At 65.8% G+C, this 18,489-nt stretch carries 22 protein-coding genes; 7 read left to right on the top strand and 15 right to left on the bottom strand.

All coding sequences use genetic code 11. The features are described 5' to 3' along the window. Nucleotides 1–11 precede the first annotated feature (11 nt). On the top strand, nucleotides 12–314 hold the full coding sequence (locus tag K3172_RS07105) for a putative quinol monooxygenase (protein WP_221588276.1): 303 nt from the start codon (nucleotides 12–14) through the stop codon (nucleotides 312–314). Here the strand turns inward: K3172_RS07105 and K3172_RS07100 are convergent, their stop codons facing one another. The 5 genes from K3172_RS07100 to K3172_RS07080 form a co-directional block, all read right to left on the bottom strand. Then, nucleotides 315–1,670, bottom strand: a complete 1,356-nt coding sequence (locus K3172_RS07100) for a methyltransferase family protein (protein ID WP_221588274.1) — start codon at nucleotides 1,668–1,670, stop codon at nucleotides 315–317. It lies immediately after the preceding gene. A 55-nt stretch (nucleotides 1,671–1,725) separates the two neighbouring features. Continuing rightward, the gene (locus K3172_RS07095; RefSeq protein ID WP_221589104.1) at nucleotides 1,726–3,069 is read right to left on the bottom strand and encodes an outer membrane protein assembly factor BamB family protein; all 1,344 of its coding nucleotides are present in this window, start codon (nucleotides 3,067–3,069) and stop codon (nucleotides 1,726–1,728) included. A gap of 44 nt (nucleotides 3,070–3,113) precedes the next feature. Then, nucleotides 3,114–3,911 (bottom strand): tetratricopeptide repeat protein, encoded by a 798-nt coding sequence (locus K3172_RS07090; RefSeq protein WP_221588272.1) that lies wholly within the window; start codon nucleotides 3,909–3,911, stop codon nucleotides 3,114–3,116. A 117-nt stretch (nucleotides 3,912–4,028) separates the two neighbouring features. After that, entirely contained in the window at nucleotides 4,029–5,159 is a 1,131-nt protein-coding gene (locus tag K3172_RS07085; protein WP_221588269.1) for a glycosyltransferase, read from the bottom strand. After that, complete coding sequence (locus K3172_RS07080) at nucleotides 5,156–6,022, bottom strand: alpha/beta fold hydrolase (protein ID WP_221588267.1); 867 nt, start codon at nucleotides 6,020–6,022, stop codon at nucleotides 5,156–5,158. The genes K3172_RS07085 and K3172_RS07080 overlap by 4 nt, the downstream gene beginning before the upstream one ends. Before the next feature lie 85 nt (nucleotides 6,023–6,107). On the opposite strand from K3172_RS07080, the gene K3172_RS07075 reads away from it, so the two are divergent. Together K3172_RS07075 and astD are read left to right on the top strand one after the other, a co-directional pair. After that, nucleotides 6,108–7,505: a protein adenylyltransferase SelO family protein gene (locus K3172_RS07075; protein ID WP_221588265.1), complete on the top strand. Its 1,398-nt coding sequence runs from the start codon at nucleotides 6,108–6,110 to the stop codon at nucleotides 7,503–7,505. A 95-nt stretch (nucleotides 7,506–7,600) separates the two neighbouring features. Further along, nucleotides 7,601–9,004, top strand: a complete 1,404-nt coding sequence (gene astD, locus K3172_RS07070; RefSeq protein ID WP_247718095.1) for a succinylglutamate-semialdehyde dehydrogenase — start codon at nucleotides 7,601–7,603, stop codon at nucleotides 9,002–9,004. A 13-nt stretch (nucleotides 9,005–9,017) separates the two neighbouring features. On the opposite strand, the gene K3172_RS07065 is transcribed toward astD, so the two are convergent. Further along, nucleotides 9,018–9,728 carry a hypothetical protein gene (locus tag K3172_RS07065; RefSeq protein WP_221588261.1) on the bottom strand — a complete coding sequence of 237 codons (711 nt, stop codon included), beginning with the start codon at nucleotides 9,726–9,728 and terminating at the stop codon, nucleotides 9,018–9,020. 209 nt (nucleotides 9,729–9,937) lie between these two features. Then, nucleotides 9,938–10,453 carry a glycine zipper 2TM domain-containing protein gene (locus K3172_RS07060; protein ID WP_221588259.1) on the bottom strand — a complete coding sequence of 172 codons (516 nt, stop codon included), beginning with the start codon at nucleotides 10,451–10,453 and terminating at the stop codon, nucleotides 9,938–9,940. A gap of 177 nt (nucleotides 10,454–10,630) precedes the next feature. On the opposite strand from K3172_RS07060, the gene rarD reads away from it, so the two are divergent. Then, nucleotides 10,631–11,533, top strand: a complete 903-nt coding sequence (gene rarD, locus K3172_RS07055) for an EamA family transporter RarD (protein WP_221588257.1) — start codon at nucleotides 10,631–10,633, stop codon at nucleotides 11,531–11,533. Here rarD and pyrC read toward each other — a convergent pair. Then, nucleotides 11,511–12,548, bottom strand: a complete 1,038-nt coding sequence (gene pyrC, locus K3172_RS07050; RefSeq protein WP_221588255.1) for a dihydroorotase — start codon at nucleotides 12,546–12,548, stop codon at nucleotides 11,511–11,513. The genes rarD and pyrC overlap by 23 nt on opposite strands. Nucleotides 12,549–12,586: 38 nt before the next feature. On the opposite strand from pyrC, the gene ygfZ reads away from it, so the two are divergent. Then, the gene (ygfZ, locus tag K3172_RS07045; RefSeq protein WP_221588253.1) at nucleotides 12,587–13,345 is read left to right on the top strand and encodes a CAF17-like 4Fe-4S cluster assembly/insertion protein YgfZ; all 759 of its coding nucleotides are present in this window, start codon (nucleotides 12,587–12,589) and stop codon (nucleotides 13,343–13,345) included. Here ygfZ and K3172_RS07040 read toward each other — a convergent pair. Beyond that, complete coding sequence (locus K3172_RS07040; protein ID WP_221588251.1) at nucleotides 13,311–13,910, bottom strand: TetR/AcrR family transcriptional regulator; 600 nt, start codon at nucleotides 13,908–13,910, stop codon at nucleotides 13,311–13,313. The two genes, ygfZ and K3172_RS07040, sit on opposite strands and share 35 nt — an antisense overlap. A 112-nt stretch (nucleotides 13,911–14,022) precedes the next feature. On the opposite strand from K3172_RS07040, the gene K3172_RS07035 reads away from it, so the two are divergent. Next, nucleotides 14,023–14,901, top strand: coding sequence for a metal-dependent hydrolase (locus K3172_RS07035; RefSeq protein WP_221588249.1), 879 nt, complete (start codon nucleotides 14,023–14,025; stop codon nucleotides 14,899–14,901). Nucleotides 14,902–14,959: 58 nt separating this feature from the next. On the opposite strand, the gene K3172_RS07030 is transcribed toward K3172_RS07035, so the two are convergent. The 3 genes from K3172_RS07030 to rplU all read right to left on the bottom strand — a co-directional run bounded on the left by K3172_RS07030 (nucleotide 14,960) and on the right by rplU (nucleotide 16,482). Beyond that, the gene (locus K3172_RS07030; RefSeq protein WP_221588247.1) at nucleotides 14,960–15,499 is read right to left on the bottom strand and encodes a GNAT family N-acetyltransferase; all 540 of its coding nucleotides are present in this window, start codon (nucleotides 15,497–15,499) and stop codon (nucleotides 14,960–14,962) included. A 224-nt stretch (nucleotides 15,500–15,723) separates the two neighbouring features. Further along, the gene (rpmA, locus tag K3172_RS07025) at nucleotides 15,724–15,993 is read right to left on the bottom strand and encodes a 50S ribosomal protein L27 (RefSeq protein ID WP_221588245.1); all 270 of its coding nucleotides are present in this window, start codon (nucleotides 15,991–15,993) and stop codon (nucleotides 15,724–15,726) included. A 12-nt stretch (nucleotides 15,994–16,005) separates the two neighbouring features. After that, nucleotides 16,006–16,482 (bottom strand): 50S ribosomal protein L21, encoded by a 477-nt coding sequence (gene rplU / locus K3172_RS07020; protein ID WP_221588243.1) that lies wholly within the window; start codon nucleotides 16,480–16,482, stop codon nucleotides 16,006–16,008. A gap of 189 nt (nucleotides 16,483–16,671) precedes the next feature. Here rplU and K3172_RS07015 point away from each other — a divergent pair, with 189 nt between their 5' ends. After that, a complete protein-coding gene (locus K3172_RS07015) occupies nucleotides 16,672–17,190 on the top strand; it encodes a hypothetical protein (RefSeq protein WP_221588242.1) in 519 nt (172 codons plus the stop codon). Nucleotides 17,191–17,258: 68 nt separating this feature from the next. Here the strand turns inward: K3172_RS07015 and K3172_RS07010 are convergent, their stop codons facing one another. From K3172_RS07010 to K3172_RS07000, 3 genes are all read right to left on the bottom strand, one after another. Next, nucleotides 17,259–17,687 (bottom strand): hypothetical protein, encoded by a 429-nt coding sequence (locus K3172_RS07010; RefSeq protein ID WP_221588240.1) that lies wholly within the window; start codon nucleotides 17,685–17,687, stop codon nucleotides 17,259–17,261. 77 nt (nucleotides 17,688–17,764) lie between these two features. Beyond that, complete coding sequence (locus K3172_RS07005; protein WP_345725614.1) at nucleotides 17,765–18,232, bottom strand: molybdenum cofactor biosynthesis protein MoaE; 468 nt, start codon at nucleotides 18,230–18,232, stop codon at nucleotides 17,765–17,767. Further along, a complete protein-coding gene (locus K3172_RS07000) occupies nucleotides 18,225–18,488 on the bottom strand; it encodes a MoaD/ThiS family protein (protein WP_221588237.1) in 264 nt (87 codons plus the stop codon). The genes K3172_RS07005 and K3172_RS07000 overlap by 8 nt, the downstream gene beginning before the upstream one ends. Nucleotide 18,489: the final 1 nt, after the last annotated feature.

Below are 18,489 nucleotides of genomic sequence, written 5' to 3'. Positions count from 1 at the left end.
GGAGAGCGGCGATGATCCAGATCAACGGGACGATCAAACTCGGGCGCACCATGGATGCAGCGACGCAGGACGCGATCGTGGCCATGGTTCGCGCCAGCCGCGCGGAAGACGGGTGCCTCGACTATACCTTCGCTCGCGATCTCGCCGATCCCGATACGCTGGTGCTGTTCGAACGCTGGCGAGATCGTGATGCGCTGGCGGCGCACGGCGCATCGGCGCATATGGCGGAATTCCAGAAGGTGATGGCGGCCAACCCGCCAGCCTCGCGCGAACTCAGGATCTACGAAACCGACGACGGCCAGCCGCTCGGCTGACTATTCGGCGGGCTGCGCCGACAACGGCCGGCGCGGATCGAGCAGCTTGCCGAGCCGTGAGAGTCGCGCAGTCAGCAGGCCATGGCGCGTCATCCAGGCGTGGTAATCGCGGTACTTCGCATCCTCGCGCAGCAGGTGCGCCTCCTCGGTCTTGGCTCGCCAGAAATAGATGCCGTTGACCACGAGCAGGAAGAAGCAGTTGCGGATGGTTTCGACGGGCGAACCGCTCGCCACCAGGAACGGCATTGTCGCGCACCACCAGAACAGGTTCTTCGAGACATAGGCCGGATGGCGCGTGAACCGATAGGGACCGTCGGTCAGTACGCCGCGATAGGTGAGGTTCGAGAACCGCAGGCCGAAGGCGAAGGTCGCCCAGGCATAGGCCGCGGTAAGCCCCACCAGCAGCGCTCCCCAGGCAGCCAGCGCGAGGTCGTTGCCCTCCAGCCAGTAGATCCAGCCGGGCGTGTCGAACTCGTAATTGATCGCCTTCCCTTCGCCGAGGATGCCCCAGACGATCGGCGGATAGCACATCAGTGCCGCGATCCAGCCCGCTAGGAAGGGATTGCCGCTGCGGATATGCGCGTCGAGCGGCCGCATGGTGACGATATAGCCGACCGTGCCGATCATCACGTCGACCATGAACATGCCCTCGATCAGGATCAGGGCGAGCTGCTCCGGGCGCTGCGCGAGCATGGCGAAATCCGCCTGCACGATGTTTTCGAAGGCATAGGGAATGATCGAGACCATGAAGGCGGTGAAGAAAGCCTTGATGATCCACGTTCGCCAGTGTGCCTTGATCTCGTCGGTTTCCCAGCCCGGCTGGCGCAGGAGCATGGCACCGAAATGCCAGGTATGGTCGCGCGGTTCGATCATGTAGCGATCGATCCACATGATGTATGGCACCGAAAGGATGACGAGCGGGATGGCGGAATAGCCGATGACCCGCATCGAGAATTCGTAGGGGCCGCTCCAGTACCAGCGGCACAGGCAATAAAGCGCGCCGATGATTGCCCATGTCGCCCACAGGCCGACCAGCTTAACGATCGTGACCGAGCGATCGGGGCTACGCGCCTTGCCGAGCGACCAGTCGAGCCCGGTCGAGGGGCGCAGGTGGACCTTCTCCACCAGGACCGACCACAGTGCCATCGGGACCGCCGCGGCGAGCAGGCCTACCAGCGCGGAATGCGGGCCTGAAAGCACCTCGTGCCGCCCGGGGAGGCTCAGGCCTTCGGCAAGCGCAGGATAGGCGCGCGCGAAGGTCACCCAGCCGAACAAACCGGCCAGGCCGACGAGTCCGACGGCCGCGGAGACGTCGCTCTCAGGCCGCGCTGCCGGGGTATTGTCCTCTGCGCTCATGTTCCCGCCGCCTTACACCGGATTGGTTAACAGGCGGGAGCGGTTCGCGCAAAAATCAGCGGAATGCGGTGATCGTGCCGCTGTCGTCGAGGATGTAGAGCGTGTTATTGGCAACGACCGGTGCGAGGCTGACCGGCTGCTTCAGGTCGTAGAACAGGCTTGCCGAGCCCTCGCCCGTGCTGACGCGGTAAACCTCGCCCTCGCTGCTTGCGACCCACAGCGTGTTGCCGGCCAGGACGGGACCCGTCCAGAAGATCGGGCCCTTCTTGTCCTTGACGTCGCGCCACTGGGCGAGCTGGGTGATCCAGCGAACCTTTCCGGTGCTCCGAGCAATGGCAAGCAGGCGCGCATCGTCGGTCAGCGTGAAGATCCACTCCCCCGCGATCGCCGGAGTCGAGATCCCGGCGAGGCTGAGTTCCCAGATGCGCTGGCCGGAGACGAGCTCGTAAGCTGCCATGCGTCCGCCCTGGCCGAGCGCGTAGACGCGGCCGTTGTCGATGATCGGATCGGCGTCGATGTCGGTCAGCGAGCCGACCGAGGTCGAGATCGAGGTCCGCGCAAGCGCATCGGCCCAGAGCGTGCGCCCGTTTTCGTAGCGATGTGCGATCAGTTCGCCCGAGCTGTAGCCGGCGATCACCGTGCCCTGCCCAGCTGCCGGTGCGGCAACGCCGAAGACGCCGGCCTGCGTGGCGGAACCCGACTGCTGCCACTCGACCGACCCATCAGCCAGGTCGAGCGCATAGATCTGGTTGTCCTGCGTCATCACGAAGGCGAGGCCGAAAGCGATCGTCGGCGAACCGCGCAGCGGGCCAGCGGGCTTGGCCTTCCACAGCTCGGCACCGGAATTGGCATCGAGCGCGACCACGTCGCCTGCACCATTGGTCAGATAGACCTTGCCGGCCTCGTAACTCGCACCGCCGCCGAAGGCCGAAGGACGCGTGTCGCCGGACATGTTCTGCTGGTAGCTCCAGCGGCGTGCGCCGGTCTGCGCATCGAAAGCGCTCAGCTGGCCGTCGCCGCCGACCGCGAACATCATGCCGCCGCCGATCACCGGGGACGCGGCGAGACGCTGGCGGTTCGAGCCGCCTTCGACCTGCGCGCTAAACGCGCGGGTTGGTGCGTCGGAGAGCGCGAGATGGCCATAGGACTTGCTTGCGGTCCCGCCGGCCTGGGCCCAGCTTTCGTTGACCTGCGCCGGCGGCAGGACGACGGCCACGCCGACCAGCGCGGGATCGACTTCGGCTCCGACGTCGATCCGCGACAGGATCGGTTCGCGATTGCCGAGCGTCGGGGTGTCCTTCTTGCCGTCACCGCCGCCGAATAGCCCGCCGCTGCAGGCGCCGAGGCTGGCAGCCGCCACTGCAAGGATTGCGCTGCGGGAAATCGCCTTTCGATCCATCCGTACCATCGTCTCTTTTTTCCGTTCCGGCCCGTCCCGGCCTGTTACTGTGCGGCAGCGGCGGCGGCGCCGTCCGCATCCTGTTCGGTAAGGCCCTGCTCCTCGAGCACGGCGTCGACATCCTCGATCGCATCGACGCCGAGCACGCCGGCCATCTGGCGCGCGCGCGAGCGGATGCCCTCGGGCGAATCGTCATCCTTGGCGATCTGGGCGAAAAGCGCCCCTGCCTCGGCCTTCTTGCCCTGGTCCAGATAGGCATGGGCGACCAGTTCGCCCGCGCTCGCGAAATAGGGCTTGCCCGGCACCGCGAGCGGCTTGAGCGCGGCGATCACCTCGCTGCTGGCCATGCTGTCGTAGCGGGTCGTGACTTCGCGCAGTTTGGCAAGGTCGCGCAGTGCCTGCGGCGCTTCGTCGTCGGCGGCCACGGCGGCGAACATCCTGGCCGCCTCGTCGGGCTTGCCCTGCTGCGCCGCGATACCGGCGCGCAGCATGCCGGCGGCCGCGGAAGCGCCGCCCTTGCCGCTGGCGGCCAGCGCCTCGAGCTGGTCCGAACCGGACTGCAAATTGCCCGCCTCGACCTGGTCCAGCGCGGCGACCAGAACCTCGGAATCCTGCTCCATCGCGGCTTCCTGGCGGCTGTCCCAGAAGAGATAGGCACCGAAACCGGCGAGTCCGACCAGAAGCACGCCGAGCAGCGGCTTGCCGTATTTGGTCACGAATTCTTCGGTATCGCCCTGGCGAACCGCGTCGTCGACCTCGCGCAACAGGGCTTCCTGCTGGGCGGCATCGCGCTGTGCCAGTTTCTCTTCGCGGGAAAGTTCGTTCTTGGGTGTGAGGGCCACGTGTGGCGGGCTCCGCTTGGTCTGGAAAAAGGTTTGCGGGTCTTTAGGCAGTGCGTCGGGCAAGGGCAATGGCCTGCAATGCCTGTCCCCGTTCGAGTGAACGGGGGATGAAACGGGTCAGAGTTCCCTCCCCATCGCGCTCCCGTAGAGGCGGCGATAGGTCGCGACCATCTTCGCCTCGTCGAACTCGGCACGGGCCTTGGCACGGTTGGACTCGCCCAGCGCGGTGCGCAGGGCCTTGGACTGCGCCATCCTGTGAAGGGCATCGCGCAGGCCGCCGTCGCTCCCCGGCTCAGAGATGAAAGGCACATTGGCTTCAGCCACCATGTGCGCGATGTCGCCCACTGCGGGCGCGACTACCGGCAGGCCGGCAGCCATGGCCTCGACGACCGACAGCGGGAATTGCTCGGAATCGCTCGACAGCGCGAAGATGTCGAACAGGCCGATGACGCGTGCCGGATCGTCCACGCTGCCGGGCAGGTGAACGCGGTGATTGATCGCGAGCCGGTCCGCTTCGGCCAGGATTGCCTCGCGCGCCGGACCGTCACCGAGGATCACGAGATGCCAGTCTTCCGGCAACGGCGCGAAGGCGCGCACCAGCCGCGGCAGGTTCTTGATCGTCCTCAGGCCGGCCAGCGTGCCGACCCACATCTCCCCCTTGCGCTTGATCAGGCGCAGCGCGTCCGCTTTCGGACGCATGGCAAGGGCCTTGGTGTCGATGCCGTTGGGGATGCGCTTCACGCGGCCCAGCGGCTGCTGCCAGTCGACCAGCGCAATCTCTTCGAGCCGCTCCGACGGCACCACCAGTCCCGCGGTCTTGCCCAGCGCGATCCGGCGGTACCACGTGCGGCTTTTCTTGAGCCGATGAAGCTCGCTCTCGTCGAAACCGTCCTCGTGATGGATCAGCGGCGGCAGATCGTGAACGTCCTTGAACAGCGTATGCGCCATCACCGCATCCATCGCCCCCCAATTGTAGGTGAGCACGAGATCGAAAGGCTTCATCGCACGGGCGAGCTGCTGCAGCCGGCCCGGCAAGGGCGATCCCTTGAGGCTCGGGAAATCGGGCTGGAGCGTGACGGCGATGCTCTTCGCGATGCCCCTGGCGGCGTCCAGCCGTTCGGGCTCGGCGCTGACGATGGTGTGTCGCGCTTTGGCGCCGAAGGCATTAATCAGCTGCACGCAGCGCCGCTCCTTGCCGCCTGCGGCAAAAGTCGAGTGGAGGTGCAGGATGTGGGGCCGCGCCGTCATGCGATGCGCGCCAGCAGCGCGTCGATCGCAGCACGCGCTTCCGGCTCGTCCAGCGTCGGGGCATGGCCGATGTCGGGCACGGTGACGGCCTGAGCATCCGGCATGCGCGCCTTCATTTCGGCGAAGGCCTCTGCCGACAGCAGCGGCGAGATCCCGCCGCGCAACAGCAGGACCGGCCTTCCGCCCAGCGCCTCGAAAGCCGGCCACAGGTCGGGCGGTACGGCATTGCTGTCCGCTGCGAGGATCGGCTCGGCGATCTTCATGTCGTAATCGAACACGATCCGCCCGCTGCTGGCCAGCACCATGCCGCGCTTGGCCATCGCGATCCACTGGAGCGTATCGAAGCGCGGGAAATTCGCCTTGTGCACCTCCTCCAGCGCGCGGGCTGCGTGCATCCATGTCGGATAGCTGCGCCCTTGCCCGACATAGCCCTTGATCGCGTCGAGCCCGCCGGTTTCCAGCACCGGTCCGATATCGTTGAGCACCACGCCCGCCAGCCTGTCGGGCTGGAGGGTCGCAAGGATCATCGTCATCAGCCCGCCCATCGAGGTGCCGATGGAGACGAACCGATCGATCCCTTCCTGCGCCAGCAGCGCCATCAGGTCGCCGACATAGGTCGGCAGGGCATAGGTCGCAGGATCGCTGGCGTATTCGCTGTCGCCCCGCCCGCGCATGTCGGGCACGATCACGCGCCAGCCCTGCGCGGCGATATGCTGGGCGAGATCCTCGAAATCGCGCGCATTGCGCGTGAGGCCGTGGAGGCAGATCACCGGCGGGCGGTCGTTCGCCTCGCCATAGTCGCGGAAATGCAGGGTGAGACCGTCGGCGCTGGGCCAGGTGCGGTCGGCGTAGCTGTTATCCATATGTGGCGGTGTTCGTCCCGTCGCGATTGGCGGATTAGGCTGCGGCGCCCTTGTGCCGGGCTCCATTGGTCCCCACTATCGCGCCATGCGAGGAGAACCGCAAGCCGCGAGCTATCGCCCCGACACACCGATCCTCGCACTGGCCGACTGGCTCGGCGATCCGGTGGCGGCAGCGGACTTTCCCGAGACGCGGCTGCGCTTCCGCAACGATCGCCATGCGGCGGGCGTGGGGCTGGACGATCTTGGCGATGATGAATGGACGGCACATTTCGGGCGATTTGCGCCCCTGCCCGACAATCTGCCGCAGCCCCTCGCTCTACGTTACCACGGCCACCAGTTCCGCGTGTACAATCCCGAAATCGGCGACGGGCGCGGTTTCCTCTTCGCCCAGCTGCGCGACGGGACGGGCCGCCTTCTCGACCTCGGCACCAAGGGCAGCGGGCAGACCCCGTGGAGCCGCGCCGGCGATGGGCGGCTGACGCTGAAGGGCGCGGTGCGCGAAATCCTCGCGACCGAGATGCTCGAGGCGCTCGGCGTCTACACGTCCAAGACCTTCAGCGTGGTCGAGACGGGCGAGAAGCTGTGGCGCGGCGATGAGCCTTCGCCCACCCGCTCCGCCGTGATCACGCGGCTCAGTCACGGCCATATCCGGATCGGCACCTTCCAGCGCCTCCTCGCGCTGGAGGAGCGGGATCACATGGCCGAGCTGGTCGACTACTGCCTCGCGCAGTATCCCGGCCCGCCCGCGCCAGCAGACGCGCCCGGACGCGACCAACCGGCTGTCAGACTAATGCACCTTGTCGTCGAGCGACTGGCCGACCTCGCCGCCAGTTGGATGGTCGCAGGCTTCGTCCACGGCGTACTCAACACCGATAACATGAACATCACCGGCGAGAGCTTCGATTACGGTCCCTGGCGTTTCCTGCCGCAGTGGGAGCCGGGCTTCACCGCCGCCTATTTCGACCACCAGGGTCTCTACGCCTTCGGTCGCCAACCCGAAGCGCTGCACTGGAACTGCGGGCAGTTCGCCATCGCGCTGCGCCTGCTGAGCGATGCGCCGCCGCTGATCGGTGCGATGGAGCGTTTCGGACCGCTCTATATGGAGGCGATCGGGCGGCGCTGGTGCTGGCGGCTCGGGGTTGAAAGTCGAGGCGTCGATGCGGACACGGCGCTGGTTTCGGCATCCGAAGCGGCCCTGCGCGAAAGCGGCGAGAGCCCCGATGTTTTCTTCTTCCGCCATCGCGGCGGACGCAATGCCAATGGAGCGCTGGCGGAGGCCCTGTCAGGCTACGACTCGACTGATGCCCCGCACGAATACTGGTCCGACGATGCGCCGCAGGCCATGGTGATCGACGAGGTCGAGGCGATCTGGTCCGCAATCGACGAGCGCGACGACTGGCAGCCGCTCCACGCCAAGGTCGCCGCATTGCGCCGCATGGGGGAGGCCCATGGCCCTGCCCCGGAGCCGCGCGGTCATGTCTGAGGTGGTTACATCTTGTCATTTGACGCCCTGCAGCGTGTGCGACATAGGCCGCACGCAACAAGGCGATGGGCGCAGGAAGGCTGAGAGTGTCTGATATGGAACTGGTTTCCACCGAACCCGCAACCGGCGCGGAAATCTGGCGCGGGACAGCGGGCAATGTCGAGGATACGATCGGCCGCGGGCGCGAGGCCATGCGCGACTGGGCGCGGATGCCGCTCGCCCAGCGGATCGAGTTGATGCGCCGCTTCGCCAATGCGGTACGCAAGCATGCGGAGCCCTTTGCCGAGCTGATCGCACGCGAGACCGGCAAGCCGCTGTGGGAAGCGCGGACCGAGGTCGAGGCCGTGATCGGAAAGGTCGAAATCTCGATCACCGCCTATGCCGAACGGACGGGCCAGAAGAAGCTCAACAGCGCGCTGCAGGGCACCGCTGCGCTGCGCCACAAGCCACACGGGCTGATGGTCGTGCTCGGCCCCTACAACTTCCCCGCGCACCTGCCGAACGGGCATATCGTCCCGGCGCTCATCGCGGGCAATGCGGTGATCTTCAAGCCGAGCGAGAAGACCCCAGCGGTCGGCGAATTCCTGACCCGCTGCTTCCACGAAGGCGGCGTGCCAGAAGGCGTGGTGCAGTGCCTCCACGGTGGGGCGGATGCGGGCAAGGCGCTGGTCGAGCACGCGCTGGTCGACGGGGTGCTGTTCACCGGATCGGCGCGGGCCGGCATCGCGATCAACCGCAAGCTGGCGAGCAATCCCGGCAAGATCGTCGCGCTGGAAATGGGCGGCAACAACCCGATCGTCGTCACCGACACGCCGATCTTGGCCGACGCTGCCGCGACGATCGTGCAATCGGCCTTCACCACCGCCGGCCAGCGCTGCACCGCCGCGCGACGCCTGATCGTGGTCGATTCGATGTTCGACAAGCTCATCCCGGAATTGAAGAAGCTCACCGAGCGCCTGATCGTCGACGAACCCTTTGCCGATCCCCAGCCCTTCATGGGCTGCGTGATCGACAACGGCGCGGCAGACTTGCTGTCCGAAAGCTTCGTCGCGCTCATGGGCCGCGGCGGCAAGCCGATCGTCCACATGAAGCGCAAGGACGAGAAGCTGCCCTTCCTTTCGCCCGCCGTCCTCGATGCGACCGACATCAAGGAGCGGCCCGACATCGAGCTGTTCGGCCCGCTGCTGCAGGTCATCCGCGTGGCCGATTTCGACGCCGCGATCGCCGAGGCGAACAACACGCGCTACGGCCTGTCAGCCTCGCTGATCGGCGGGAGCCCGCAGGATTTCGAGCATTTCTGGAGCGAGATCCGCGCCGGGATCGTCAACTGGAACCGCCCGACCAACGGCGCGTCTTCGGCAGCGCCTTTCGGCGGAGTAGGCCTCTCGGGCAACCACCGCCCGGCCGCATTCTATGCTGCGGATTACTGCGCCTATCCGGTCGCCAGCACCGAGATGGAGCAGCCGCGCGCCAGCATTGGCATCGGTCTCAAGAGCTGAGCCTCGGAAAGGCTCAGTCGGTGGTGACGAGGTCGATCTGAGTCACGCCCTGCTCTAGCCGGCGCCCGTAGACGACATAAGCCGACTTGCCTTTCGTGCCGCTCAGCACGTTGTCGCCAGCCTTGATCACATGGTCGACGCTGAAACCGGCGTCCTTCGCGCGCGTGCTGTAGAACGAGAATACGTCCTCAAGCGCGACCGGCGTGAAGAAGGAAACGATCCTCAGCGCGCAATCGCCCTCGTCCGTGCCTGCGGCCTCTTGCGTATTGCCGCGCGGGTAGACGGGGAAAGCCGTAGGAAGTTTGGCCGCCCAGGCCGAACCGTATTCGGCGCTCTCGGCGCAATTGGCACCGTTGGGCTGGACCGCCGCCTTGGCCGCAGCGACCATCGCCGCCGTATCGGGCGCGTTTTGCGCAAGCTGGCGGGCAGCAGGAGCGGGCTTCAGGTTCTCGGTACCGCCGACGAGCTGCGCGGCGCGATCGCGCGCGGCCTCGATGGCACGCGGGCTCTTGTCGATATTCGGGATCGCGGCGTTACCCGTGCCGGACAGCGCGGCATTGCCTTCGTTGCGGCCGGCCATGTCGGGATCGGTCATCAGCTCATCGTTGAGCGCCTGTTCGCTCGCCGGATCCATGGCCTCGCCATTGGCAGCCTGGTCGGTCCCGCCACTGCAGGCGGCCACAAGGGCGATAGGTGCAATCGCGAGAAGCGAACGGAATTTCATGTGCTGTCTCCGGCAAATATGCCCCGGTCTGCGGCGGAAACCGGCGGGTTTCCAGTGTCATGGAGCAGGTTGCATCATAGCGGGACAAGCACGTGAGCAAAAGCTAAAGGGCGCCCCCCGGCTCCGGAATGGAGACGAAGGGCGCCCAGACGGCCCGGTGGGAGCCGCCCCCCGTCCGCGGGTGGGCACGGACGAAAGTCAGGTTCGGATTAGCCGCAGCGCGTGTTCGAGCGGTCGATCGAGCGGCCGAGCAGCGCGCCGGCGGCACCGCCGAGGATGGCGCCGAGCGTGCGGTCGCCGCGGCCGGCAACCTCGTGACCGATCAGCGCGCCGACACCTGCACCGACGAGCAGGCCGGTCGTGCCGTTCTCGCGCCGGCAGTAATAGCGCCCGTCACGCCCGCGCCAGACGCGCGTGTCGCGATAGACCGGCTGGCCATAATTGCGGTCATAACCCATGTAGTAGGGGCGCGGCGCGCGGTAGTCGCGATAGCGGCGGTCGTCATAGCGGCGCTCGCCGTAATAGTCGCCGCGGTGATACCGCTTGTAATGCTTGCGCTTGTGCTTCTTGCCGTGCTCGTAGCTCGTGTCGCCATAGGCATCGGCATGCACCACGGCGTGAGCGGCCGGAGCGGCGTGCATGGCGGGCGCCGCCGAAGCCGGCATGGCGAGCGTCAGGCCCGTCGCTGCAAGGGCCATGGCTGCGTTCTTGATCGGATTTGCCATTGTCTTTTCCTTGTTCGTCTCGGGAGGGACTCATTCGATGCCGTTAAGCTTTACGCCCGCGAATCTGAACCGAATGCAACGGCGCTGTCAGATTCGGATTTTGCGACGAGCCGTATGGATTGCGCCGATGGATTGAGGGTTGCCGGGCATGGAAAGCGGGCCTAGCGCGGCTTCACGATGAGCGACGCCGCCCCGACGACCGACAGGACAGGCCTGGGCGCAGCCTTCGGCGCCTATTTCATCTGGGGCTTCCTGCCGCTCTACCTGATACTGGTGAAGAGCGTGCCCGCGTTCGAATTCGTCGGCTGGCGGATCATCTGGACCCTACCCCTGTGCCTGCTGATCGTGGCCTTCCGCAAGCAAGGCGCGGAACTGCGCGCGGCGTTGGCCGATCGCAAGGCCATGGCGCTGCTCGCGCTTAGCGCTACGCTGATCGCGGTGAACTGGGTGGTCTATGTCTGGGCGATCCAGACCGGCGAGGTCTATGCGGCGAGCCTCGGCTATTACATCAACCCGTTGGTCAATGTGCTGCTCGGCACGTTGCTGCTGGGCGAGAAACTGACGCGGAGGCAATGGGTCGCCGTCGGCCTGGCCGCGCTGGGCGTCTCGCTGCTGCTGGGCGGCGCGCTCACGACCCTGTGGATCAGCCTGACGCTGGCGCTGAGCTTCGGGACTTACGGCCTCATCCGCAAACAGGTGCCGGTCGGCTCCCTGCCGGGCCTGACGATCGAATCGATCCTCCTGCTGGTGCCTGCCGCAGCGACCGCTTGGTACTATGCGCAGACCCCTGCCGGATCGGCTTTCGCGCAAAGCACCGGCCTGAGCCTGACGATCATGCTCGGCGGTGCGCTCACCGCCTTCCCGCTGCTGCTATTCGCGATTGCCGCGCGGAAACTGCCCTATTCGACGCTCGGCTTCATCCAGTTCCTCGCGCCGAGCATCGTGTTCATCCTCGGCCTGACCGTGTTCGAAAAGGAACTCCACCCGGCCGAACTGGCGTGCTTCGCCTGTATCTGGGCGGCGGCAGGGATTTTCGTGTGGGACCTCGTCGCGCGGTCTAGGACGCCAGCCGCCAGCTGAGCGTCTCGCTCGCGTGGAAGGGCACTATTTCCGCTTCCCCGCCATCGACGGTGGCGGGCACGCTAACGGAGACCTTTTCGAGCGTTACGGTCCCCTCGTTCAGTGGGAGGCCGTAGAAGCGCGGGCCGTTCTCCGAGGCGAAGGCCTCGAACCTGTCTATCGCGCCTTCCTCCTCGAACACCGCGAGGTAGCTTTCCAGCGCGAAGGGTGCGTTGAAGATGCCCGCGCAGCCGCAATCGCTTTCCTTGGCATGACGATGATGCGGCGCGCTGTCGGTGCCGAGAAAATATCTCGTCGATTCGCCAGTCGCCGCCTTGCGCAATGCGAGCCGGTGCTCCTCGCGCTTCGCCACCGGCAGGCAGTACATGTGCGGGCGGATCCCGCCGACAAGCATGGCGTTGCGGTTGATGTGCAGATGCTGCGGCGTGATCGTCGCGCCGATATTCGCGCCCGAGCCGTCGACGAATTCGACCGCCTGCCTCGTGGTAATATGCTCGAAGATCACCTTCAGATCGGGCAACCGCTCGACCAGCGGCACGAGAATGCGGTCGATGAACACTGCCTCCCGGTCGAAAATGTCGATGTCGGCATGGGTCACCTCGCCATGAACGCATAGCGGCATGCCGATCTCGGCCATTTTCTCGAGCACGCCCGCGATCCTGCCGATATCGGTCACGCCGTGATCGGAATTGGTCGTCGCGCCGGCGGGATAAAGCTTGGCGGCGGTCAGCACGCCATCGGCGAAGCCCGCGGCCAGATCCTCCGCATCGCTGTTGTCGGTCAGGTAGGCGGTCATCAACGGCGTAAAGGCCATCCCTTCAGGAACCGCGTCCAAGATCCGCTGCCGATAGGCCGCCGCGAGCGCGCTGGTGGTCACCGGAGGCGAAAGGTTCGGCATCACGATGGCGCGGGCGAACTGGCGCGCGGTCTGCGGCACGACGGCGCGCATGGTGGCTCCGTCGCGGAAGTGCAGGTGCCAGTCGTCGGGGCGGCGGATGGTAAGCGATTCGACCATGCGGTTGCCTATGCCGCCGGGTGGCCTATCTGTCACCCATGACTGCGACCCGCCTGTTCGACCGCGCCGTGATCCGCCTCTCGCCGCAGGAGGATGGCGAGGATGTCGCCGGTTTCCTGCAAGGCCTCGTTACGAACGACGTCACCGGCCTGCTGCCGGTCTACGCCGGGCTGCTTACGCCGCAGGGCAAGACGCTGTTCGACTTCATCGTCTGGCCGGGCGCCGAGGCCGAGCTGTTGCTCGATTGCGAGGCGGATGCGGCGGAGGATCTTGCCAGGCGCCTTTCGCTCTACCGCCTGCGCCGCAAGATTGCGATTGCGGTCGACCCTGCGGTCGGCGTGCACTGGCAGCCCGAGATGGGCGATGGCGGTGCGGCCGATCCGCGTCTCGGGGCGCTGGGGCAGCGCTGGCTCGCTCCCGCCGGTGACGAGGATAGACCGGCGGACGATGCATGGCGGCGGCACCGGCTCTCGCTGGGCGTGCCGGAGGGTCGCCCGGAGTTGGGCGATATCCTGTGGCTCGAGACCAATGCCGTCGAGCTGCACGGGGTGAGCTTCGCCAAGGGCTGCTACGTCGGGCAGGAAAACACTGCGCGCATGAATTGGCGGAGCAAGGTCAATCGGCGGCTGATGGTGGTCCCGCTCGATCGCTCGGACGAGAAGCGCCGCAAGATCGCCTATGAGGACCTCGGGCTAGCCGTCGACCACTTGCGGGTAGACGCAATCGAACCATCGGCTGCACCCGATTGGCTGAAGCCCAGCCTCACTCAGGCTGATGAAGAGCGGCGATCGAATTGACGAGCATCCGCTCCGCCCGGTCGCGGGCGGCGGTTTCCGGCAGGCCGAGCGAGCGCGACAGCGCGCTGCCGATCAACGCATCGCCCATCGCCATGAGGACGAGCGCGAGCGTTTCTTCGTGAACCTGCAGCGGATCTGCCCCATGCGCGGCTTCTTCCGGGGCGATCGTGTCGACCAGGTCATGGATCGTTTCGACGATCGGAGTCAGCGCATCTTCGTTTCCGGTCAGGATCATCCAGCTGGCCAGCGCCCCCGCCCCTTCCTTGTCGAAGGCGTCGAAAGCGAGGTCGACCACCTCGCGCGGGGAGCCGAGCCCTGCCCTGGTCGCCCTGACGGCGTCGATGATCGTATCGCAGACCGTGCCCGCAAGATGGCCCGCCAGTGCTTTCTGCAAACCGGCTGCCGAGCCGAAATGATGTAGCAAATTGGCGTGGGTGCGCCCGATCCGCGCGGCGACGGCCTTGAGCGTGACGGCCTGCGGGCCGGCCTCGATCAGCAATCCCCTCGCCGCCTCCAGCGCGGCGAGGCGGGATTCCTCGGGTGAGAGTCTTTTTCGGGTCGCCATGAGGGGGCGTTAACCTATCCCGGGGCAGGGAGAAAGTCGTAACGGAATATTATTGACAGTAATGTAAGTAAGCACTACTTACACTGATGTCAGTTAACCAACGGAGCATTCCATGAACGCCCCCGTCACGATCGATACCGATACCCGCAAAGCTGCGCCCACACCGGAGGGCCTCACCCTCACCGTGCGTGACGAGCGCTTCAATCGCGGCACCACGCCCCGCCGCTGGTGGGCCGGCGAGCCCTTCGGCACCGCTTGGCACAATGCGCTCTCCGCCACCTTCCCGCGCGGCGAGGCCTTCTTCATCGAAGCCGTCAAGGCGCATCGCGAAGGCGCGGATCCGAAGCTCGAGGCCGAAATCCGCGCCTTCGTGAAGCAGGAAATCAACCACACGCGCGAACACATCGCCTTCAACCGCCTTGCCGAAGACCATGGCTACGACATCAAGGCCATCGACGCGCGCGTTGCCGAAATGCTCGCGCTGACGAAGGACCGTCCGGTCATCGTCAACCTCGCCGCGACCATGGCGCTGGAGCACTACACCGCGATGATGGCGCAGGAATTCCTCGCCAATCCGCAGCACTTCAAGGATGCCGATCCCGAAGTCCGCAAGATGTGGGAATGGCACTCGGTCGAGGAGATCGAGCACAAGGGTGTCGCCTTTGACACCTGGAACCACGCGACCCGCGACTGGACGCCGTTCCGCCGCTGGAAGCTGCGCAGCCTGATGATGCTGATCGTCAGCTTCAACTTCTTCAAGAATCGCTGGCACGACACGCTGGAACTGCTGGCGCAGGACGGCATCACCGGCTGGAAGGCGAAGTGGGGCCTGTTCAAGTACCTGACCGTGAAGCCTGGTGTCGTCCGCCGAATTTTCCCGGCGTGGCTTGCCTATTTCAAGCCGGGTTTCCACCCGTGGGATCACGACGATCGCCACCTGATCGGCAAGTACGAAGGCGAGTTCGAAGCGGCGCTGATGCCCGCCGAGTGAGCCCGGCCTAGGGATATGAGAAAGGCCCCGCAAGCGATTGCGGGGCCTTTCGTTTGTGTCACGCCGCTTGTGGGGCGGCGACATCGTCTTCCGCAAGATCGAGGGTGAAGAGCACGCAATCCACCTCCTCGCCGCGCCCGCAGCTGAAGCGCGGCGCGACCTTGCCGGTGGGCCGGAAGCCCAGCTTGCGCAGCACGCGGCCGGACGCGGGGTTGTCGGCAAAGTGACCCGCTTCGAGCCGCTCGTAGCCGAGCAGCTTGGCGACCTCGATCACGCCGCGCGCCGCTTCGGTGGCGAAGCCCTGCCCCCAATAGGGACGCGCGATCCAATAGCCGAGCTCGACACCTGTTTCGGTCTCGCCCAGTCCCACGGATCCGATAATCTGCGAGCCATTCTGTCCGGGTAGGGTCATGAGAAAGTTCGGAACCCGCGGATTGGCTTCGCGCATGACGAACTGGCGGGCATGTTCGGGGAGATACGGCCACGGCGCGCGCGCAAGATTGCGGACGACGCCCTTGTCGGCGATCCCGCCGAACAGCGCGTCTGCATCTTCGGGCCAGGCAGGCCGCAGCAGCAGCCTTTCGGTAACATGGAACATCGGTCTTCTCCCCTAGGCACCACGCTCCGGGCTCCTAGGCCGGACGCGTGACAATTGCGTGATGGCGAAAGGAAATTTCGCCGCGAATTGTGAAGAGGGAGAAACGACAAGAGGGAGACGGGCCCCCTGACTTAACAGGAAAGTCCCATCTCCCTCTTTGGCTGCCGGTGGTTATACCGGCTGGGACCGTCCTGTCTGGACGATCCCGTTATCGGAGCGTCCGGTTATTCCGCGGCTTCGGCCATCATGTCGACCGAGACGAACTTGCGGTCGAGTTTGCCCTTGTGGAATCGCACGACACCGTCGGTGAGCGCGAAAAGGGTGTGGTCTTTGCCCATGCCGACATTGGCACCCGGGTAGAACTTGGTCCCGCGCTGGCGCACGATAATGTTGCCGGCGACCACTACCTGGCTGCCGAACTTCTTCACGCCGAGGCGACGACCGGCCGAATCACGACCGTTACGCGACGAACCGCCTGCTTTTTTATGTGCCATGGTTCGCGCTCCTTACTTCTTGGCTTCGGTCTTCTTGGCAGCGGCCTTCTTGGGCGCAGCCTTCTTGGCGGGAGCGGCCTTCTCGGCAGCTTCCTTCTTGGGCGCAGCCTTCTTGGCCGGAGCCTTCTTCTCGGCTTCGTCGGCCTTCGGAGCGGCTTCCTTCTTCGGAGCAGCCTTCTTCTCGGCCTTCGAATCGCCCACAGCCACGATGCGCAGCAGGGTCATCTGCTGGCGGTGGCCGTTCTTGCGGCGATAGTTGTGGCGGCGGCGCTTCTTGAAGACGATCACCTTCTCGCTCTTCGCCTGCGCGATGATCTCGGCCGAAACGACCGTCTTGGCGGCATCGGCAAGCTTGTCGCCATCACCGGCGAGCAGGACGTCGCCCAGCGTGATGGTGTCGCCGGCTTCGCCAGCCAGCTTCTCAACGGCGATCTTGTCTCCGGCGGCAACCCGGTATTGCTTGCCGCCCGTGCGCACTACTGCGAACATGGTGGTTATCTCTCAATCAATTAGCTTTGCCGCATCCTTGCGAATATACGGCGCACCCGTCAGGCCACCTGTCGGCAGCCCCGGAAAGAAGCGTGCCGTTAGGCGAAAGGTCGCCCCAAGTCAACGGCCCGCACGTGGAATTTTGCATGTTCGCTGGCGCGACGTGCTGCGCGTGATATGGAGGGCGCGATGTTCGACTGCAAGCCATTCCTCGCCGCATCCGCCCTGTTCGCCTGCGCTGCGTGCAGCACCGCAGCGGCCGATCGCTATCCCTCCCTGGCGATCCGCGACATCGAACGGGTCGAAGGCACCTTCGAGCCGGTGCCGACCCAGCAGCTGGACGTGCCCGAGGTCGCGACCGGCCTCGCCGGCCCGCTTGACGAACGCCTTGCTGCCCTCGTCGCCCAGGCCAGCGAGGCCCATCGCGATTTCACCTCTGCCGTGCCCGCGGCCGAAACCCGCGTCGCGGCAGCAGCGGGCGCGGAAGTGGGCAGCGACAGCTGGGCCGCCGCACAGGTTGCGCTCGCCGATCTCGATTCGGCACGCAGCATCGCGGCGATCGCGCTCGGCGATCTCGACATCCTGCACGCCTCCGCCACGGTCCAGGCCGAGGATGCGACCGCCATCGATTCGGCCCGCGGCCAGGTAATCGCGCTGGTGCGCGAGGAAGATGCGGTCCTCGAGCTTCTGCGCGGTCGCGTGCGCTGAACACATGATAAAGCGCGGGACCGGCTGCCCGGCCCCGCGCGTCGTGTGGTCTTCTCGGGAGTCGGCGATCAGCCCGTCACGCTCCCCACGATCGTGACGGTCGTCACGCCCCAGCAGAAGATCAGCACGGGTAGGATCAGGACCTGCACGGCGGCATCCCGCGCCGTCACGCGCCCGGTATAGGTCGCAATGCCGCGCTGCTTGAGCTCGGCCCAGCGCATGGTGCGCTGCCCGCTTTCGGGCGCGAGGCGCGTCCAGACAAGCGGCAGGCCGAAGCCGCCGACGATGAAGATCGTGAAGATCGCCATCGGGATGATCAGGCCGGGCGTCGCGAGGCCGGTAGCCATCACCGCGAGGAAGCCGAGATAGAGCCCGACGGTCGCGACATAGAGACCCTTGGGCAGTTCGAAGGTGCGGTCGACGACCGTGCGGCGAACCGGAGTGGCGTGGATGATGGCCTGGTCGGCAATGAGGTCGCGGGGGAGATTCTTCGACATGGTTGCAGCTCCTTGTGATGGGAGCATCCTGTCGCGACTCGCACGGGCGATCCTTGATCTGGATCAAACCGCTCAATTTATTGCCAGCGCGCGAGATCCTTGCGGTCGTCCTCGCGCGGCTCGATCCAGTGCCAGCCGTCGTCGCGCCGCTCGCGCTTCCACAGCCAGCTCGCGCTCTTGAGGTGGTCCATCAGGAAGTCCACCGCGGCGAAGGCGTCGCGGCGATGGCGCGCGGCCGTTGCGACCAGCACGATGCTCTCGCCCGGCGTCATGACGCCTACCCGGTGCCACACCAGCGCGCCGTCGAGGCCGAACCGAGCGAACGCCGCCTCGGCGAGCTCCTGCATGCCCGGCAGTGTCAACGGCTCATAATGGGTGAGTTCGAGGGCCTTCACATCGCCATCGGGCCGGACCTTGCCGAGAAACGAAACCACGCCGCCCGCTGCGCCATGTGCCGCATTGAAACCGGCGAGCGCCTCGCCCACCGAAAAGCCCTTGTCGAGCAGCCGCACGTCGAGCGGCTCAGCGATCGCGAGCCTAGCCACCGCTGACCGGCGGCAGCAGCGCCACCTCGTCGCCATGTTTGAAGACGAGGCTTTCACGATCCGATTGTATCTGCCCATTGACAGCAATCTTGTTGCGCGGATCACATACGGCGTCCGCAACGTCCTCGTTCACATGATTGCGCAGGACTTCGACGAGATCAGGCCAGTCCAGATCGCCAGAACTCGAAGAAAACTCACTTTCAGGACGCCCGGCAACATCCTGCAACTTTCCGAGATAAACAACCCTAACCGCCATG

The sequence above is a fragment of the Qipengyuania proteolytica genome (genome assembly GCF_019711565.1).
Classification (GTDB): Bacteria; Pseudomonadota; Alphaproteobacteria; order Sphingomonadales; family Sphingomonadaceae; genus Qipengyuania; species Qipengyuania proteolytica.
This window is presented reverse-complemented; position numbering and strand designations above follow the sequence as displayed.

Bases quoted from the DNA above. Each gene is read 5' to 3' on its own strand.
- K3172_RS07105 (WP_221588276.1), top strand. From the start codon at position 12: ATGATCCAGATCAACGGGACGATCAAACTCGGGCGCACCATGGATGCA.
- rplU (WP_221588243.1), bottom strand. From the start codon at position 16,482: ATGTTCGCAGTAGTGCGCACGGGCGGCAAGCAATACCGGGTTGCCGCC.
- K3172_RS07010 (WP_221588240.1), bottom strand. From the start codon at position 17,687: ATGTCGAAGAATCTCCCCCGCGACCTCATTGCCGACCAGGCCATCATC.
- K3172_RS07000 (WP_221588237.1), bottom strand. From the start codon at position 18,488: ATGGCGGTTAGGGTTGTTTATCTCGGAAAGTTGCAGGATGTTGCCGGG.
- K3172_RS07080 (WP_221588267.1), bottom strand. From the start codon at position 6,022: ATGGATAACAGCTACGCCGACCGCACCTGGCCCAGCGCCGACGGTCTC.
- rarD (WP_221588257.1), top strand. From the start codon at position 10,631: ATGAGCGACGCCGCCCCGACGACCGACAGGACAGGCCTGGGCGCAGCC.
- K3172_RS07065 (WP_221588261.1), bottom strand. From the start codon at position 9,728: ATGAAATTCCGTTCGCTTCTCGCGATTGCACCTATCGCCCTTGTGGCC.
- K3172_RS07040 (WP_221588251.1), bottom strand. From the start codon at position 13,910: ATGGCGACCCGAAAAAGACTCTCACCCGAGGAATCCCGCCTCGCCGCG.
- K3172_RS07095 (WP_221589104.1), bottom strand. From the start codon at position 3,069: ATGGATCGAAAGGCGATTTCCCGCAGCGCAATCCTTGCAGTGGCGGCT.
- K3172_RS07060 (WP_221588259.1), bottom strand. From the start codon at position 10,453: ATGGCAAATCCGATCAAGAACGCAGCCATGGCCCTTGCAGCGACGGGC.
- K3172_RS07075 (WP_221588265.1), top strand. From the start codon at position 6,108: ATGCGAGGAGAACCGCAAGCCGCGAGCTATCGCCCCGACACACCGATC.
- rpmA (WP_221588245.1), bottom strand. From the start codon at position 15,993: ATGGCACATAAAAAAGCAGGCGGTTCGTCGCGTAACGGTCGTGATTCG.
- K3172_RS07085 (WP_221588269.1), bottom strand. From the start codon at position 5,159: ATGACGGCGCGGCCCCACATCCTGCACCTCCACTCGACTTTTGCCGCA.
- ygfZ (WP_221588253.1), top strand. From the start codon at position 12,587: ATGACTGCGACCCGCCTGTTCGACCGCGCCGTGATCCGCCTCTCGCCG.
- K3172_RS07015 (WP_221588242.1), top strand. From the start codon at position 16,672: ATGTTCGACTGCAAGCCATTCCTCGCCGCATCCGCCCTGTTCGCCTGC.
- astD (WP_247718095.1), top strand. From the start codon at position 7,601: ATGGAACTGGTTTCCACCGAACCCGCAACCGGCGCGGAAATCTGGCGC.
- K3172_RS07100 (WP_221588274.1), bottom strand. From the start codon at position 1,670: ATGAGCGCAGAGGACAATACCCCGGCAGCGCGGCCTGAGAGCGACGTC.
- K3172_RS07030 (WP_221588247.1), bottom strand. From the start codon at position 15,499: ATGTTCCATGTTACCGAAAGGCTGCTGCTGCGGCCTGCCTGGCCCGAA.
- K3172_RS07035 (WP_221588249.1), top strand. From the start codon at position 14,023: ATGAACGCCCCCGTCACGATCGATACCGATACCCGCAAAGCTGCGCCC.
- pyrC (WP_221588255.1), bottom strand. From the start codon at position 12,548: ATGGTCGAATCGCTTACCATCCGCCGCCCCGACGACTGGCACCTGCAC.